At 65.6% G+C, this 15,851-nt stretch carries 15 protein-coding genes; 9 read left to right on the top strand and 6 right to left on the bottom strand.

Annotation, left to right across the window (positions count from 1 at the left end; all coding sequences use genetic code 11):
* The first annotated feature begins 360 nt into the window (after window positions 1–360).
* The 9 genes from VM621_RS15560 (at window position 361) to VM621_RS15520 (ending at window position 8,331) form a co-directional block, all read left to right on the top strand.
* A complete protein-coding gene (locus VM621_RS15560) occupies window positions 361–747 on the top strand; it encodes a BlaI/MecI/CopY family transcriptional regulator (protein WP_325469875.1) in 387 nt (128 codons plus the stop codon).
* A 1-nt stretch (window position 748) separates the two neighbouring features.
* Entirely contained in the window at window positions 749–2,488 is a 1,740-nt protein-coding gene (locus tag VM621_RS15555) for a M56 family metallopeptidase (protein ID WP_325469874.1), read from the top strand.
* Window positions 2,489–2,566: 78 nt separating this feature from the next.
* A complete protein-coding gene (locus VM621_RS15550; protein WP_325469873.1) occupies window positions 2,567–3,232 on the top strand; it encodes an HAD-IA family hydrolase in 666 nt (221 codons plus the stop codon).
* A gap of 171 nt (window positions 3,233–3,403) precedes the next feature.
* A complete protein-coding gene (locus VM621_RS15545; protein ID WP_325469872.1) occupies window positions 3,404–4,078 on the top strand; it encodes a response regulator in 675 nt (224 codons plus the stop codon).
* Window positions 4,071–5,498: a sensor histidine kinase gene (locus VM621_RS15540; protein ID WP_325469871.1), complete on the top strand. Its 1,428-nt coding sequence runs from the start codon at window positions 4,071–4,073 to the stop codon at window positions 5,496–5,498. The genes VM621_RS15545 and VM621_RS15540 overlap by 8 nt, the downstream gene beginning before the upstream one ends.
* 42 nt (window positions 5,499–5,540) lie before the next feature.
* On the top strand, window positions 5,541–6,377 hold the full coding sequence (locus tag VM621_RS15535) for an alpha/beta hydrolase (protein WP_325469870.1): 837 nt from the start codon (window positions 5,541–5,543) through the stop codon (window positions 6,375–6,377).
* A gap of 4 nt (window positions 6,378–6,381) precedes the next feature.
* Window positions 6,382–6,741 carry an EamA family transporter gene (locus VM621_RS15530; RefSeq protein WP_325469869.1) on the top strand — a complete coding sequence of 120 codons (360 nt, stop codon included), beginning with the start codon at window positions 6,382–6,384 and terminating at the stop codon, window positions 6,739–6,741.
* Window positions 6,738–7,136, top strand: coding sequence for a DMT family transporter (locus VM621_RS15525; protein ID WP_325469868.1), 399 nt, complete (start codon window positions 6,738–6,740; stop codon window positions 7,134–7,136). The genes VM621_RS15530 and VM621_RS15525 overlap by 4 nt, the downstream gene beginning before the upstream one ends.
* Complete coding sequence (locus VM621_RS15520) at window positions 7,120–8,331, top strand: DegT/DnrJ/EryC1/StrS family aminotransferase (protein ID WP_325469867.1); 1,212 nt, start codon at window positions 7,120–7,122, stop codon at window positions 8,329–8,331. The genes VM621_RS15525 and VM621_RS15520 overlap by 17 nt, the downstream gene beginning before the upstream one ends.
* Window positions 8,332–8,361: 30 nt before the next feature.
* Here the strand turns inward: VM621_RS15520 and VM621_RS15515 are convergent, their stop codons facing one another.
* From VM621_RS15515 to creD, 6 genes are all read right to left on the bottom strand, one after another.
* A complete protein-coding gene (locus VM621_RS15515) occupies window positions 8,362–9,735 on the bottom strand; it encodes a hypothetical protein (RefSeq protein ID WP_325469866.1) in 1,374 nt (457 codons plus the stop codon).
* A 198-nt stretch (window positions 9,736–9,933) separates the two neighbouring features.
* Window positions 9,934–11,676: a low temperature requirement protein A gene (locus VM621_RS15510; RefSeq protein ID WP_325469865.1), complete on the bottom strand. Its 1,743-nt coding sequence runs from the start codon at window positions 11,674–11,676 to the stop codon at window positions 9,934–9,936.
* A 2-nt stretch (window positions 11,677–11,678) separates the two neighbouring features.
* Window positions 11,679–12,983, bottom strand: coding sequence for a low temperature requirement protein A (locus VM621_RS15505; RefSeq protein ID WP_325469864.1), 1,305 nt, complete (start codon window positions 12,981–12,983; stop codon window positions 11,679–11,681).
* Between the two features lie 38 nt (window positions 12,984–13,021).
* Window positions 13,022–13,627, bottom strand: a complete 606-nt coding sequence (locus tag VM621_RS15500; RefSeq protein WP_325469863.1) for a hypothetical protein — start codon at window positions 13,625–13,627, stop codon at window positions 13,022–13,024.
* A 201-nt stretch (window positions 13,628–13,828) separates the two neighbouring features.
* Window positions 13,829–14,518: a tRNA (adenosine(37)-N6)-threonylcarbamoyltransferase complex dimerization subunit type 1 TsaB gene (gene tsaB, locus VM621_RS15495; protein ID WP_325469862.1), complete on the bottom strand. Its 690-nt coding sequence runs from the start codon at window positions 14,516–14,518 to the stop codon at window positions 13,829–13,831.
* A complete protein-coding gene (gene creD, locus VM621_RS15490; protein WP_325469861.1) occupies window positions 14,515–15,840 on the bottom strand; it encodes a cell envelope integrity protein CreD in 1,326 nt (441 codons plus the stop codon). Before creD ends, tsaB begins: the two co-directional genes overlap by 4 nt.
* Between the last annotated feature and the right edge of the window lie 11 nt (window positions 15,841–15,851).

The raw sequence follows: 15,851 nt of genomic DNA, 5'->3' as shown, positions 1-15,851 counted from the left end.
CGCTGAGCCTGCGTAATGTCTTTGCGTCCCATGGTTCACCTCGTTCTGGCTGCGAATCCCTTTGGGATGTCCAGAAAAATTAGACCACTTCAGGGCGCCAAGGTCTCCCCGCGAAACGCCCAAGTGTACAAAGCGATGGCGAAGCCGAGCCCCGCGAGGCCGCAGGCGAGCCATGTGCAAGGTGCGAGATGCGAGATGCGAGATGCGAGATGCGAGATGCGAAAGAATGCCCGGCATGCCCAGCGCCCGCCCCCGGTAATCCGGGAAGAACCTTTCTTTCGTGGCCCCTGCCAAAGGTCATGCTTGACTACACCTGTCGTCAGGCGCACGCTGCCTACATCTGTAGTCAGGAGCGTCGGCATGAGCAAGAAAACCATTGGCGATCAGGAACTCGCCCTGCTCCAGTACATCGCCGAGGTGCCAAAGAGCACCGTGGCCGAAGTGTGCGCCGGCTACGGCGAACCGCGCGGCCTCGCACGTTCCACTGTGCTGACGATGATGGAGCGCCTTCGCGCGAAGGGCTATCTCGGCCGTCGCAAGCTCGAAGGCACCTTCCGCTACAGCGCCACGAACGAATCCGGCGAGGTCATGACCGGCGCCGTGGCCCGCTTCGTCGAGAAGACCTTGCAAGGATCGGTCTCGCCTTTCGTCGCATGGATGTCCGAGCGTGGCCAGGTAAGCGATAGCGAGCTGGCCGAACTCGAAGCGTTGGTGGACTCGTTGCAGTCGCGACGGAAGGGGCGCTGACGTGGACGCATTCCTCGACGCATTGCTGTCCCGCCTCGGCCACGCATCCGTACAGGCCGCCCTGCTTGCCGCTGTGGTGTATGCGACCTGCCGGCTCGTCCCCTCGCTTTCGGCCGCCGCACGCAGCATGCTGTGGTGGTTGCTCGGTGCGCAGCTTGTCGTCGGGCTCGCCTGCCCCACCGTGCTCGGCCTGCCGTTGCTCCCCGCTGCGGCACCGGCGGTCGTGATGAGCACGACGGCCCTGGGCGACGCCGGGCTCGCGTCGGTGGCTCCCGACCCGGTTTGGACCTTCTCCTGGACCGATGCCCTGCTCGCGCTATGGATGGCTGCGATCCTCGTGCAATGCGCCGTCGCCACGCTGCGCTGGTATCGCTTGCGTGGCGTCGTCCGACGCGCCATGCCGCATGACGACGTTCGCGTGGATACGCTTTGCGCACGCCGTGCGCGTGAGCTGGGTTTGCGCCGTTCACCCCGGCTCGCCGTCTCCGATGAAGTGGACTCGCCGCAGGTGATCGGCCTCTGGCGCCCGACCATCCTGCTGCCACTGGAGGATCGCCTCGGCGACGACGAGCTCGACATGGCGCTGATGCACGAACTGGCCCATGTGCGTCGTGGCGACCTCGTGCTCGGATGGGTGCCGGCCGCGGCGCGCACGCTGTTCTTCTTCCACCCCGTCGTCCACCACGCGGTACGCGAGTACGCCTTGTGCCGTGAAGCCGCCTGCGACGCCCTTGTCGTATCGCGTGGCCGGCAGGCGCCAAAGAGTTATGGACGCCTGCTGCTCCGCCTCGGCGTCGCGCCGCATCCGCACCATGCCCTGCCGGGCGCCTCGCCCACCTTCCAGACGCTCAAGAGGAGACTCGACATGCTCGGTCACGCTACCGACGCGCCGCCGCGCGTGCTCACCATCTCGCTCGTCATCGCCATCGCCATCGTCGGCGTGATGCCCTGGCGTGTCGTTGCCGCCGACGGCGGCGCCCAACGCAGCCTCGTCCATACCTCCGCACGGCCGGCTGCGCCTGCTGATCCCGCCGCACCGGCCGCCCCGCCAGCACCCGCCACCCCGGCCGCCCCTGCCTCGCCGGACGACGTCGGCATCCCCGAACCCGCGCCCGCCGCGTATGCGATGCCTATGCCTCCGGCACCACCCGCCCCCATGCCACCGATGGATATCCGCGACGGCATGTCCTCACACGCCCTGGTCTTCTTCGGCGATGGTGTCAGCGTCATCAACGGAAGCAGCAGCGACATCCGTCACGCCAAGGCACAAAGCGACGGCTCGGCACGCTACGTGTGGTTCCGCAACGGCGACCAGGCCTGGGTGCTACGCGATCCCGCGTACGTGAAAAGAATCACCGCCGCCTTCGCCCGTAGCGAGAAGCCCGCCAACATGGGCGCGATGAGCGCCGACAAGCAGTGGGAACTCGACCGCCAGCAGGCCGTCCTCGACCAGCAGATGGCCAAGCTCGCCGAACGCCAGGCCGATCTCGCTGTCCGGGAAAGCGACCCGAGCCGGCCACGTGACGCCGCCGCCTATGCTGCCGGTCACGCCGCACTCAGCCATGAGCAGGCCGCCATCGCGCAGAATATGGCCCAGATCGGCCAGTTGCGTGCGATGCAGGGGAAGACCCAGGCCGAATGGGGCCGTCGTCAGGCCGAGGCCGCGCGCAAGGCGACGGAGGAAGTGAACGGCATTCTCGCCGAGGCCATTCGCAACCACGCGGTCCAGGCTGCACGCTGACGGAATCGACGCCCTCCGGTATGGTGAAAGGCCGTACACGTCCCCACGTGTTGAGTCTTTCCCCCTTCTGGAGGCGTCATGCGACTTGAATCGGGCACGGTGATCGAGGCCCGTGCATTGCTCTTCGACATGGACGGCACCCTGATCGATTCGCGTGTCGTCGTGGAGAAGATCTGGAAACGCTGGTGCGACCAGAACGGTATCGACTGGCACGAAGTACTGCCGCGCCTGCACGGTGTGCGCATGATGGACTCGGTGAAGATGTTCGCCAGACCCGGCATGGATATCGACGCGGTGTACCGGCGCCTGTATCGCGAAGAGGTCGAAGATGTCGACGGCATCGTGCAGATTCCCGGCGCGCACGCCCTCCTCGCTGCCTTGCCCCCCTCGGCATGGACCGTCGTCACCTCGGCCGACACCGTCCTGGCCCATGCCCGCCTCGGCGCCGCCGGTATCGTTCCGCCGCCACGGATGGTCACGGGCGAGATCGTCACCAACGGCAAGCCCGATCCGGAAGGCTATCTCCTGGGCGCGAAACGGCTGCATGCCGATCCGAAGGACACCCTGGTGTTCGAGGATGCCAAAGCAGGCATCGAGGCGGGACTCGCCGCCGGTGCACGCGTCATCGCCATCGCCGGAGATCATCCGGAAGAGATCCCCGATAACGTCGAGTGGATCGCCGATCTCACGGCCTTGCGTGTCGAAGGGTTCGTCGATGGGAAGGTGAGGTTGGTCGTCGTCTGACGGCTGCACGTGACGGTACCATCGCTGCCGAAGCGGCTCCCAACGTGGCCGCATGGGGGGCGAAGCGACCCGCCTTTCGCCCCCTGAGCAGCGCCGGCAACGTGAATGGCGCCGAAAATGCTGCCGTGACAGCGTGCGTGGACGTCGTTCCGGGGCGTATCCTTCACGACCATGCGAATCCTCCTAGCCGAAGACGACGCCGCCATCGCCGCGGCCGTGCGTTCCTCCCTCGAACAGGGTGGCCACGCCGTGGACCATGTCCCCGATGGCGCCAGCGCAGACAACGCCCTGCGCGACCACGACTACGACCTGCTGGTTCTCGACCTGGGCCTGCCCCTGCTCGATGGCAGCGAGGTCCTTGCACGAGCGCGAAAGCGCGGTGCCAGCTTGCCTGTGCTGGTGGTCACCGCACGCGAAGGCCTGAAGGAACGTGTGCGCGTGCTGGATCTGGGCGCCGACGATTACCTGGTGAAGCCATTCGCCCTGGTCGAGTTCGACGCGCGCGTGCGTGCCCTGCTCCGCCGCCGCACCAGCAATGGCACGCCGGAGTTCCGCATCGGCCGGCTGCGCCTGGACATCCCCGGTCACCGCGCCTGGATCGGTGACGTCCCGCTCGACCTCACCGCCCGGGAGTTCGGCCTGATCGAGGCGCTCGCCATTCGCGCGGACAAGGTGACCAGTCGCGCACAGCTCGTCGAGGCCTTGTGCAACTGGGACGAAGACCTCACCGACAACGGCCTGGATATCGCCTTGCATCGACTGCGCCGAAAGCTCGGCGGCTCGGGCACCAGCGTGCGCACCATCCGCGGTCTGGGATACCTGCTCGAAGAAGCCGCGGATGCCTGAACGCCGCCACGCGGGCTACCGTCCACCGCGACCGAGCCTGCGCCGTCGGCTGCTGACCTTCCTGCTGGTGCCCGTGCTCGGCGTGCTGTTGCTCGACGCGGTGATCGGCTATTTCGTCGCCCTGGCCTACTCGAATCGCTTGCACGACTCGGATCTGTCCGACTCGGCGCTGACCCTGTCCGAGATGCTCGGCAATGACGCCCTGCGCGGCGAGCTCACCGCCCAGGCGCGTTTCCTGCTCGAATACGATCCCGACGGACGCAATTACTACACGGTCTTCAGCGAGCGGCACGGTCGGCTCATCGGCAACGCCGAACTCGCCGGTCCCGAAGGCAGTGTCCCCGTCGACGGACCCCCTCGGCTCTACGATACCGCGCTTGGCCGGAAGCCCTTGCGCGCGGCGGTCATGCGGGTGAGCAACCGCCACGAACCCGGCGACCTCCTCACGATCACCGTGGCCGAGAGCCTGCGCGACCGGCACACCCGCGCTCGTGAAATCCTGTTCCTCACCCTGCCTATGCAGGCCCTGCTGATCGTCGCGGTGCTGTGCCTGGTCTGGTTCGGCGTCAGCTACGGCCTGAGAGTGCTCGACCCACTGACGGCACGCCTGAGCCGGCGCGGGCACGACCTCGGCCCGATCGGCGAGGAAGACGTTCCGATCGAGATCCTGCCACTCACCCGCACCATCGACGACCTGTTCGCACGGATGCGCAATATGCTCGGCCTGCAGGAGCGCTTCATCGCCGATGCCGCGCACCAGCTGCGGACGCCACTGGCGGGCATCCAGCTGCATGTGGAATCGCTCGACGGTGCCAGCGACCCCACCCAGCGGACCGATGCCCTCGGTCACGTGCATCGCCTGGCCGCACGCGCCGCGCGGACATCGGCGCAGCTGCTTGCGCTGACGCGCACCCAGGCGCCCGACCTCCCCGACCACGACGGCATGGCGGTCATCGACCTTGCCACGGTGGTGCCCGAGGCCGTGGGTGCGCGAGTGCACCAGGCGCTCACCATCGGCGTAGACCTCGGCTACGAAGGCATCGAAGGAGAGTGCCTCGTACGCGGCGACTCGCTCCAGGTCCAGGAGATCATCGACAACCTGGTCGACAACGCGTTCCACTACGCCGGGCGGGGCTGCACCGTAACGGTCTCGCTGTCTCGCGACGTGGGTGAGCTGGTGCTTGCCGTCGACGACGATGGCCCCGGGGTCGCCGACGCCTTCCTCGCCCTGCTGGGCGAACGGTTCTTCCGCGTCCCGGGCAGCGACGAGGACGGCACCGGGCTGGGCCTGGCCATCGTCGAGAGTATCGCCGAGCGCCACGCCGCCCGGGTGAGCTTCCTGCATGCGGCCTCGGGCGGCCTTCGGGTCGAGGTACGGTTCCCCGCGGTCACTGGAAAGCCCAGTGAAACCACGCACTGAGACCATGCACCTCATGAGCAATCCAGGATACGAGGACCAACTGTGAGCAACGCGGCAGAATTTCGATTCGACGGCGGGCGTGACGGTGTCCTGCTGATCCATGGCCTGACCGGCACGCCCACCGAGATGCGAATGGTCGGCAAGGGCCTCAATCGGGCCGGGTTCACCGTCGTCGGCGTCCGCCTGGCCGGCCATTGCGGCAGCGAGGAAGACCTTCTCGCGACTACATGGGAAGACTGGTACGCCAGCGTCGAAGCCGCCGCCGAAGAACTTCGCGGGCGAGTGGACCGCGTGTTCGTCGCCGGACTGTCGATGGGCGCGCTGCTCGCCTTGCGCCTCGCCGCCATCCGTCCCGACTGGGTCGACGGGGTCGGCGTGTTCGGTGCCACCTTCCGCTACGACGGCTGGTCGATCCCCTGGACCGGCAAGCTGTCCTTCCTGTTGCCCATGTTCAAACGCCTGGGTATCGGCAGGCATCGCAGCTTCATCGAGCAGCCTCCGTACGGCATCCGCGACGAACGTCTCCGCGCGCAGGTGAGCGCCGCGATGTTCTCCGGCGACAGCGAAGCGGCCGGCCTGCCCGGCAATCCCTGGCATGCGCTCGCCGAGATGGTGGTGCTTTCACGCGATGTGCGGCGACGGCTGCACGATGTCGTCGCACCCTGTTTCGTCGCCCACGCGGCGGACGACGACGTGGCCAGCGTCGCCAATGCGGACCTCGTCGCGCGCCGTGTGCGCGGGCCGATCGAGATGCTCCTGCTCGGCGACAGCTACCACATGATCACGATCGACCGCGAGCGTCGCATGCTCATCGAGCGAACGGCGGACTTCTTCGGGCGCATCGCTCGCGACGCGCGACCCACGCGCATGGCGGCCTGATCCGATGCATGGCCTGGTCCTCGCGTTGTGGATCGCCAACGTCGTGCTCGACACGGGCGGCCAGCTCGCGTTCAAGGCAGCCGCCGGCGACGATCGCGCCGGCGACGGGCTGGCCCGTTGGCGTTACATGCTCGCGCGGCCCTGGATCTGGACGGGCATCGGCTGCTACGTGGCCGAATTCGTCGTCTGGATCGCCTTCCTCTCCCTGGTGCCGCTGTCCGAAGGCGTACTGCTGGGCTCGATCAACATCGTCGCGATCATGATCGCCGGGCGCTTCCTTTTCCGCGAACGGCTCAGCCCGTTACGGGTCACCGGCATCCTCCTGGTCGCCGCGGGCGTCGCCATCGTCGGGGCGGGCTCATGAAGCGCTTCTACCTCATCGGCTTCACGCTGCTGCTGGCCTTCGACACGCTCAACCTCATCTGCTTCAAGTTCGCCGGCACGCATGCGCTGCCGGTGGAAATGAGCACGGCATGGCTTGCCCGTGTGTTCTCCTACCCGTGGATCTACGGCGCTATCGTCGGCTACATCGGCGCCTTCCTCACCTGGATGAGTCTGCTCAAGCACGCGCCGATCGGCCCTGCCTTCGCCGCCTCGCACCTTGAGGTGGTGAGCGTGATGGCGCTCTCCTGGTGGGTCTTCGCCGAACAGGTCACGACCACCCAGGTCATCGGCGCGACGGCCATCGTCGCCGGCATCGTCTGCCTGGCCTTCGCCGAAGGCGGCGAGGGAGTGGCGAACCATGTGGTTCCGGCCTGAGTCCGAAGCGCCACCTACCGCAGGCCTGCCGTTGGGCCTGGCCGACCTCCGTTGCTCCTCCGCCGCGCCGCTGACCGCGCTCGCCGCGACCTGGCTGGGCGTGGAAGAGGTCCAGCTGGAGTGCTCCGGCACCGCCGCCCTCACCGTGGCACTCACCGCCCTGGCCGGAGCCGCACCGGGCCGGCGCGAGGTGGCCATTCCCGCCTTCACCTGCCCGCTCGTTCCCCTGGCGATCCGTCGGGCCGGCCTGGTGCCGCGGCTGGTCGACCTGTGCGCGGGCCATTTCGACATGGATCCGCAGCGCCTGGCCGCGGCATGCGGCGAGCAGACCCTCGCCGTCATGCCTACCCACCTTGGCGGCCGCCTCGCCGACGTCGCCAGCGCCAGCGTTATCGCCCATGGCGTCGGCGCCGTCACCATCGAGGACGCCGCGCAGGCACTCGGCGCGCGCATCGACGGCGGCTACGCGGGCACGCGTGGCGACATCGGCTTTTTCAGCCTGGCCGCGGGCAAGGGGCTTTCGATCTTCGAAGGCGGCCTGCTCGTGGCGCGGGACGAATCGCTTCGCGCCCTTTTTCGCCAGACCTCGAAGCGCATCGCCGCCTGGAATCCGGGCTGGGAGCTGCGCCGTTCCCTGGAGTTGGCCGGTTACAGCCTGTTCTACCGCCCCGGCGGTCTTGGCCTGGCGTACGGTGGCCCGCTACGGCGCGCCCTCCGCCGTGGCGACCTGCTTTCGGCCGCCGGCGAACATTTCAGCGCCGACTTCCCGCTGCATCGCGTCGGCCGCTGGCGGCAGAGCGTCGGCGCGCGCGCCTTCGGGCGCCTGCCGGCGTTCATCGAGGCGACCACCGCGCAGGCGCGCTCACGCGTGGCACGCCTTGGCCAGATTCCCGGTGTCCACGTATTCGCCGATGAGGGCGGCACCTGGCCCTACCTCATGCTTCGCCTGCCGGACGAAGCGATGCGAGATGCCGTACTGCTCAGGCTGTGGTCGTCGCGCCACGGCGTGGCGCGCATGTTCATCCATGCACTGCCGGACTATGCGTACCTCGAAACGATGCCGGGTGGCGAGGACGTTCCCCAGGCACGCGACTTCGCCGCACGAACGATGACCGTGACGAACAGCCTGTGGCTGGATGACGACGCTTTCGAACATGTGTGCGCGGTGATCGAAGCCGTGGTGGTGTCGCATTGAGACGGCGTCGGCCGCCGCCCCACGCCGATCTCAGGTAGCGAAGTAGCTCTCCACGGTCAGGCGATCTGGATTCGTACCGCCCCCACCGTCGCCGTTCAGAATCTCGAAAACGACGTGATCCTCGGTGAGATCGACACCGAAGAAAATGAAGTTGTATCCCTCTCGCGCCAGGTCGACGGTGTAGAAGCCCTGGGGAGTACCCGAATCGTCGGTGTGACCGAAGGACGGGTCGAGCGCACCCGAGGGCAGATGCTTCCCCACCAGCGCCTTCCTCGATGCCGTCGACCCATCGGAATAAGGACTGCCGACCACCATGACGCCGCCGTCAGCCGAGGTCTGGAGATGGAGGGGGATGCCGATGCCGTCATTGTGGCCGGTGCTGCCGTAGTCGATTTCCAGCAGTCTGCCGCCGTTGAAGCTGGCGGGAATCGTCCCGCTATCGTCCAGCGCGACCAACAGCCCGACCAACGGCTTACGGGTCATGATGGTCCCCACGCCCCACAATCCGGCCTCTTTCGACCAGGCGAGTTTTTCGATCTCGTTGCGATCGGCGCTGTCGCCCGCGACGACGAACACACCGTTCGTTCCGAAACCCGGATCCGGTTCCCCCGTCGGAAGCAGACGCACGATGCGCCCATTCCCCGAGGTGGTCGCCGTGCTCAGGACGATCTTTCCATCGCCCTGGACCACGGCGTCCGTGATACGCCCGGCCGGACGCAGCGGAACGTCGACGAACACATAGCCCTTTCCGGCGAAGCCGGGATTCAAGCGACCCGACGCATCGAAGCGGAACACGATACCGCCCGCGTAGTTGCCGTCCGCGTCTTTCGTACTGCCGACGAAGAAGAAGTCGTGCCCGGGGCCCGGAACGACGAATCCCCTGACGACGGAAGGTTCGCCAGCCGGCCGGATCGCATCCAGGTTGACGTAGCCGTACGTGCCGAACGCCGTGTCCAGCGATCCGTCGGGCGTGTGACGAACGAGCGTCCACATGCCGCCGTACTGCGACGTCACGACAAGCACGGTCGAGCGATCGGGAGCGGGCCACGCCTGACTGCCGTTCATGCTCAGGTCGATTGGCAGTGCGCCGACGACGAAGCCGGTCTTGCCGTTTTCACCTTCCTGACCGAACGTCGTGTCGAGCGCCCCGTCGGGTGTGAGCCGGGCCAATGCGTATTGCCAGTGTTCGTCCTTCGCGCCGAGGGCGAGCAGGATATTTCCATCGTGGACGCGGGCCAGCGCACGCACCGCGCCGATCTCGTTCGGCACCGGCGTCGGGTATCCACCGATCGTGACATCGAACGTGCCGTTGCTGCCGAACGAGGGGTCGATCTCACCCTGACGGCGCGCGCCGCCTACCTTTAACCCGGATGCTTTCGATGCTTTCGAGTGCCTGAATTCCATGGCCGATTCCTTTCGTCGCGTGCGTGTCCCTTGCACCCGGCGTCGATCCGTTCGCGCCGGCATATCGCCCCGCTGGGGCGTGGGAGAACCGTAGGCCGGAACCCCAGCACGCGCCATAGGCCAAAGGTTGTAGGCGCGGCGCTGGCCTTCGCCGAACGTGGCGACGTAGCATCGAGTCGCGTGGTCCAAGCCGAATCATCACATACCAGGGGCTTGCCTCGGAGCGTACTGAAACTGCTCCAGCGTTTTCTCGGCCAACTCGATTAGCGTAAGGCGACCGTCCTTACGGTGATCGATGGGGTGATCGTTAGCCACGGCCGTCATGTACGCGATGTATTCTTCGCGCGTCACGAGGTGGTCGTGGTCGATATCCACCGCATCGCACATGGCAGTCCACAAATGACGATAAGCGCGTTCGGCTCGATGACCGATATCGGTGTCCACCATATCCCGGTCGGTCTTCACGCGGTGAATCAGAAGGGTGAAATCGGTCCAGGTGATAGCGCCAACGCCATGGGTATCGAGCAGATCGAACCCGCGATCGAAGCTGTGGTTGTCAAGACCCGCGCCACTCAGATGCGCCGCCAGTGCAGCATTGCCGTGCCGATGCCGAACATCGGCGTTGGAGCGACGCACCGCTGCCAGGCGTACATGCCAATTGTCCGTGCCGGAAGCTGGCGCAGCATCGTGCGCGTTCGGTACGTGTACCTTCAACGCCAGTTCTTGTTTGATAGTCGTCCGTTCCGAGCGAGTTGCCCGCCCCATGACCTCGGCGGCGAGCAACACCAGGCCGATAACGCCGAGTACCAGCGGACCCCACAGTGCCGGCTGACCGATCAAGAACGGAATCGCACTCAAGGAGGCTACGACTACGGCGAAATTGGCGGCATGTGATTTACGTCCCAATAATATCCACATCACCGTGATGGCCAACGTATAAACGGCCAACCCACCACCAAGCACCGTGGCCAGCAGCGGCGTCAGCGGCGCCCCGAAATGGCCGGCATGCAGATGCCGCAATTCGTCGGCAATGGTGCGCAACCCGAGCCCGAAGGCCACCATGCCCGCCATCGCAATCAGATGCAACAGGTTGTAGTGGGTACGGGCCAGCTTGTGATGCGCAGTACGCTGATGGTGGGGATGGGCACGATGCATCCGATGTTCGGCGTAGTGCCTGAGCAGGTCGAAATACAACCACCACATCACGGTGCATGAGATCAGTGCAAATCCAATCAATAGCAACTGCTCGATACCTATCGGCTCGCCATACATCTGGCGTCCCATGCCGCCCAATGACATATCCAGACCAATAATGATGATGAAGCCGAAGCGTTCCGCCAGATGTCCAGGCGCTACCACGGTCCAGTGATAGGTGAAGGCGAGCACCGCAATGGTTTCGCAGGTCAACCCGCCCAACCAGAAGGGGATGCGTTCGCTAGCCGGCATCGAGGTGGACGCGCCGATCAAAAGCGCTGTGGCAAGGGACGCGCCCAGCACCACCCACGGGCGTCGCCCGGCCGCATGGCCGTGAATCACCCACAACACAAATGCCGACGATGCACGTATCAACACGTAGGCCGCGAGAAACACCATCACACGCGAGTTGAAGCCTGGCTCGATGAACGCACGAGGCATGGCCATGCCCAGAAACACCAGGCCGGCCAACGCCGCAATATGCGTGGTGCGCACCGTGCCTTCGTCGGCGTCGGCGGTATTGGCCGCCCACACATAGGTCATCCAGCAACCCCACAGCATGACGAGTACCAGCAGGCCGCGCAGTGCACCTTCGGCGGTTTGGTCACTGAGCACAAGCACATCGGTTTGCGAGAATGCGAACGCGGCCATCACGTCGAACAGCAGCTCGAAACCGGAGAGCTCGTGATCGCCCGCCGTGAAGCGAACGGCGGGGCGCCAGCGGCGACGATGCGGCACCTGCACCACGACTACGGCACTCCGGCGGCTTGCACGGTGGCAGTGGGTGCGCCGGCCAGTGCCCTTGCTTCGGCCGTACGCACGGCGACATGCGCCCGTGTGACTTTGAGTCGCTCGAGATAGAGCACGCCTGTGCATAGACAGAGCAAGGTCAGCACGGGAACAAACACGGGTTTCCCGATCAGCAACGGCAACCCTCCGACCAACAGCGCCACACCACCGAGCCGTAAGAGATCCGGTCGCCAGATTGCCGTGAAAGAGAACAGCGCTTGCCCAAACAGGCACCCTGCAATACCGACATACAGCTCGATCAGTGCCGGGGTTGCAATCGACGAATCGAATGAACCGGTTTCGCTGGCGGTCAAGTCGATGAAGACAAGGCGCAACGCCCCGGCGGAAACCACCAGGCCGCCGAACATCAGCATGTGTCCGGCGGTGTAACCGAAGTTGAGTATCAGCTTGCGACCCAGACCAAGCGTGGAGTTCTTCGCATCGTTGGCCCAGCGGGCGGGCTCCACCAGCGGCTTGTAGAGCCGATACATCACATAGGCAATCATCAGTGCGGCGAGCACGAGGGTCAGCATGGCGGGGGTAATCGCGGCGGCCTGACCGACCTGTTCGAGCAACTCCAGGCTCAGGCAACACGCCACCGTATACCCCGCCGCGGATCGCTCGGCGTATGCCCGCACACCGCCGCAATGCCAACCTTCAACAATGCCGACGCGAAGCCATCGATAGGTAGGCATGACGGTACTGTAGACCATGGCCATCATCGCGAGATAACCGAGGAACACCATGCTTGTCTTGGCACTTCCCTCGGCCCATACCGAGCGCCACACCAGCGCCGCCAACATCCAGTAACCCGCTATGAATGCACCCACGTTGCCGATATGTCTTGGACTCGCGCATGCATAGACCCATTTCAAGGTCTCGATCAGCACCGTAACGGTGACTACCGCGGCGAACAGCACCGGTCCGTTCAGTCCGCCAGGTCGACTGGTGAACGCTTCGGGCAAACAGATGGCCAACGCCAGGAACGTGCCAGTCTGCGCGACCAGCAGCAATTTCATCATCGGCGACCGGACGTCCGCGTAGGTGACCGCGTTCACACTGATTTGCCAAAGCACGACCACGATCGCCAGCGTTGCCAGTGCGTGATATACACCCGTCGCGCCTGGCTCCGTGCGCATAAGGCTGCCCGCCTGGGATAGCGCAAGTACGAACGTGATGTCGACGAGCAGCTCGACCGGGTCGGACTTGTCGTCCGGATGACGGCGCGGCAGTGGCCAGTACCCCCCCGCTTCAGGTGCAGTCATCGTCGTATCCTCCGTGACGTTCGTTCAGAGCCGCACTCTCAAGCGCGGCCTTGCCGGGCTGCGATATGTGCGGTCACTGCCTTGTGAAGCAGCTTGTTGCCGTGATGCGGATGGGTCAACAGATGTCCGCCTTCGGCCGCCTTCTCCATGCGGGCGATCAATTCCTTGTCGTGCTCGTCTCGATAGGGAGTGATGTCCAGATCACCCGGAACCTTGCTCAACTTTTCGCTACCAACCCGCTTGACGTACTTCATCATGAAGGCGTCGTATACGTCCCAACTGATGTTGTCGGCACGCACTGCCGCTTCTTCGGCGCGCGTTGCGATCTGGTGGGCGTGCAGGTAGTGAAGATCCAGGTGGTCGATGAGCGCTTTCTCCACTTCCTCGTGCAAGATGAGGTAGCGGTCCACTTCGATCGTGCGGCCCTCGTACTCGAACGTGCGCGGAAGATGGCGATCGATGTAGATGGTCTGGCCGTCGTTGCTGTAGCCGGCCAGATAGGGGATGTCGTGGTCGCGGTCGAATTTCTTCACCCGGCGCAGGATCGCGTCGAGCGCCCGGTCCAGCATGAGGTTTGAAATGTAGCCCTCCGGCACATTGTCTTTCTTGTGCGGGGCGATGGGGTGGCAGCACTGCTCAGGCATGGTCGACAACTCCTTTGTCGGGATCGAACGCGTACACGTGGCGGGCCGGATCCGCTCGTGGCCGACTCCTTTCGCCGTATGACCGCCCATAGCATCCGGCAACGATCCATGCGGGCCCGTACATCGCCATCTCGGCGAACTGCGTCAAACGTTATTACCGGAGGCCAACGTTCGCCATAGACCAAACGTTGTAGGTGCCGGTCACGCCCGACCCTGCTCCACCAGGGTCAAAGCCACCTTGTCACGCAGGTACACCGGCAAGGCCAGCTCCGGTGCCACCGCCTCGCCGTCGCGAAACGCGCGCGCCGCCACTTCGGCCACGTGCCGCGCCTGCGGAAAACGCGCGCCATCCGCCGAACGGATCGGTGCCGTGATGCGCTCGCGGAGGATCGCCTCGTACGTGGCCCAACCGGTACCGACAACGTGCCATGCCGTCGCCTCGGGCACTACCAGCGCGCCGGCGGTATCGACGCGCTCGCGATCGATCAGGGTGATGCTGCCGTTGTCCTCACGGCGCCACGCGGCGACATAGATCTCGCCCATGCGCGCGTCGATGACGGAGAGAACCGCGGCGTCGTCCTCGGGAGCTTCCAGCGCCAGTGCCTGCAGCGACGAGACCGTGACCACAGGTACGTCGAGCGCCATCGCCATGCCTTGTGCCAGCGATATGCCCAGGCGCACGCCGGTAAACGCACCCGGGCCGCGACCGACCGCAATGCCGTCGAGTGCTTCGCGACTCAGCCCTGCCTCGGCGAGCAAGGCATCGGCCATGGGCAGGACGAGCTCGGCGTGGCGGCGCGGGGCGATCTCGCTGCGCTCGATCACTTCGTCGCCGTGGACGAGGGCGACCGAGCAGGCTTCCGTGGAGGTTTCGATGGCGAGGAAGTTCATGGCGTTTCCGACGTGGCGTTGAGCGGCACGCCCTGGGCGTACCAGTCGATCCGGCGGGTCAGGTACATCAGCAGCGCGATGACTGCCACGAGCACGACCGAACCGATCAGCAGCGCGTACTGTTCCGCGCCGATCAGGCCATACAGTATGGCGTAAACCAGGGCCAGAACGCCGCCCAGTGCAAGGCCGGCCCTCCGCGCGCGCAAGGTGGCCATGGCGTAACCGCCCACGATCAGCACTACCGCCGCCGCGGCGACCGCATAGGCCGGACCGAAACCGATCTGCTCGGACAACGCCAGCAGGAGCACGTAGAAGCTGGTCATGGCCGCGCCGACCAGCAAGTATTGCACCGGATGCAGGCGCAGGCCCTTGAGCACTTCGAACAGGAAGAAGGCGACGAAAGTCAACGCGATGAAGAGCAGGCCATACTTCCCTGCCCGGTCGTTCTGCTGGTACACCCCGCCGGGTTGGTAGAGCCGCACGCCGAAGGCCGACGCCTCGAGGCGATCGGACACCTCGCGGTTTGTCGCATCCCAGTGCTGCCCGTACGCGCGGTTGAGGTCGAGGATTTTCCAGGCGGCGTCGAAGCCTGCCGGCGTAACGCTGCGCCGTGTCGGCAAGAGGGACCCGGTGAAGCTGGGATCGGGCCACGGCGAGCGCATCCGCACGCCGTTCGTCCGCGCCAGCGGCAGCGACGAGAACGACTCCGTGCCGGCGACACTGAGCTTGAGTTCGAACTCGACCGGCGATTCCCGCTCCGGATCGATCGCCAGCGGTGCCGGCAGCACGGTGTACGAGCCCATGCGAGCCGTCGACGACGCCAGGCGCACCGCATGGCCATCGACCACGACCGAAGTGATGCCTTGCAGGCCCCGCGTATCGGCAATCAACAGGCGGATTTCCGACTTGCCGGTGAACCAGGTCGCGCCCGTCTCGGCGGCGAACCGACGCAGATCGGCAGGCAGGAAACGACCACGGATAGTGACTTCGCCGGTATAGGTCGGGACGACGTACATGCCGGATGAGCGCTTGTCGACGGCGAGATCGACGACCGTGTCCAGGTCGTCGGCAAGGACGATTTCCGTTCCGTCGACCACCTTGGCGACGGCACCGGCGGCGTCATGGGTATCGCGCTGTGTCGGCACGGCGAGTACCAGGCCGCCGATCACCTGGGGGCCACCCCAGCCGTCGGCCACCCGCGCGGCGGCGGTATCGCGCATTTCCTGCCGCTCACGCACCAGGCCATCGGCCTGTGTCAGCGGTATCAGCATGAGCAACGCAAGCAGCCCGATGCCCAGCACCTTGGCGGTTATCGATTGCATCCAGCGAAACA

The sequence above is a fragment of the Luteibacter sp. genome (assembly GCF_035539195.1).
Taxonomy (GTDB): domain Bacteria; phylum Pseudomonadota; class Gammaproteobacteria; order Xanthomonadales; family Rhodanobacteraceae; genus Luteibacter.
This window is presented reverse-complemented; position numbering and strand designations above follow the sequence as displayed.

Coding starts and splice junctions, on each gene's coding strand:
- VM621_RS15560 (WP_325469875.1), top strand. CDS start 361: ATGAGCAAGAAAACCATTGGCGATCAGGAACTCGCCCTGCTCCAGTAC.
- VM621_RS15550 (WP_325469873.1), top strand. CDS start 2,567: ATGCGACTTGAATCGGGCACGGTGATCGAGGCCCGTGCATTGCTCTTC.
- VM621_RS15545 (WP_325469872.1), top strand. CDS start 3,404: ATGCGAATCCTCCTAGCCGAAGACGACGCCGCCATCGCCGCGGCCGTG.
- VM621_RS15540 (WP_325469871.1), top strand. CDS start 4,071: ATGCCTGAACGCCGCCACGCGGGCTACCGTCCACCGCGACCGAGCCTG.
- VM621_RS15530 (WP_325469869.1), top strand. CDS start 6,382: ATGCATGGCCTGGTCCTCGCGTTGTGGATCGCCAACGTCGTGCTCGAC.
- VM621_RS15525 (WP_325469868.1), top strand. CDS start 6,738: ATGAAGCGCTTCTACCTCATCGGCTTCACGCTGCTGCTGGCCTTCGAC.
- VM621_RS15520 (WP_325469867.1), top strand. CDS start 7,120: ATGTGGTTCCGGCCTGAGTCCGAAGCGCCACCTACCGCAGGCCTGCCG.
- VM621_RS15515 (WP_325469866.1), bottom strand. CDS start 9,735: ATGGAATTCAGGCACTCGAAAGCATCGAAAGCATCCGGGTTAAAGGTA.
- VM621_RS15505 (WP_325469864.1), bottom strand. CDS start 12,983: ATGACTGCACCTGAAGCGGGGGGGTACTGGCCACTGCCGCGCCGTCAT.
- VM621_RS15500 (WP_325469863.1), bottom strand. CDS start 13,627: ATGCCTGAGCAGTGCTGCCACCCCATCGCCCCGCACAAGAAAGACAAT.
- tsaB (WP_325469862.1), bottom strand. CDS start 14,518: ATGAACTTCCTCGCCATCGAAACCTCCACGGAAGCCTGCTCGGTCGCC.
- creD (WP_325469861.1), bottom strand. CDS start 15,840: ATGCAATCGATAACCGCCAAGGTGCTGGGCATCGGGCTGCTTGCGTTG.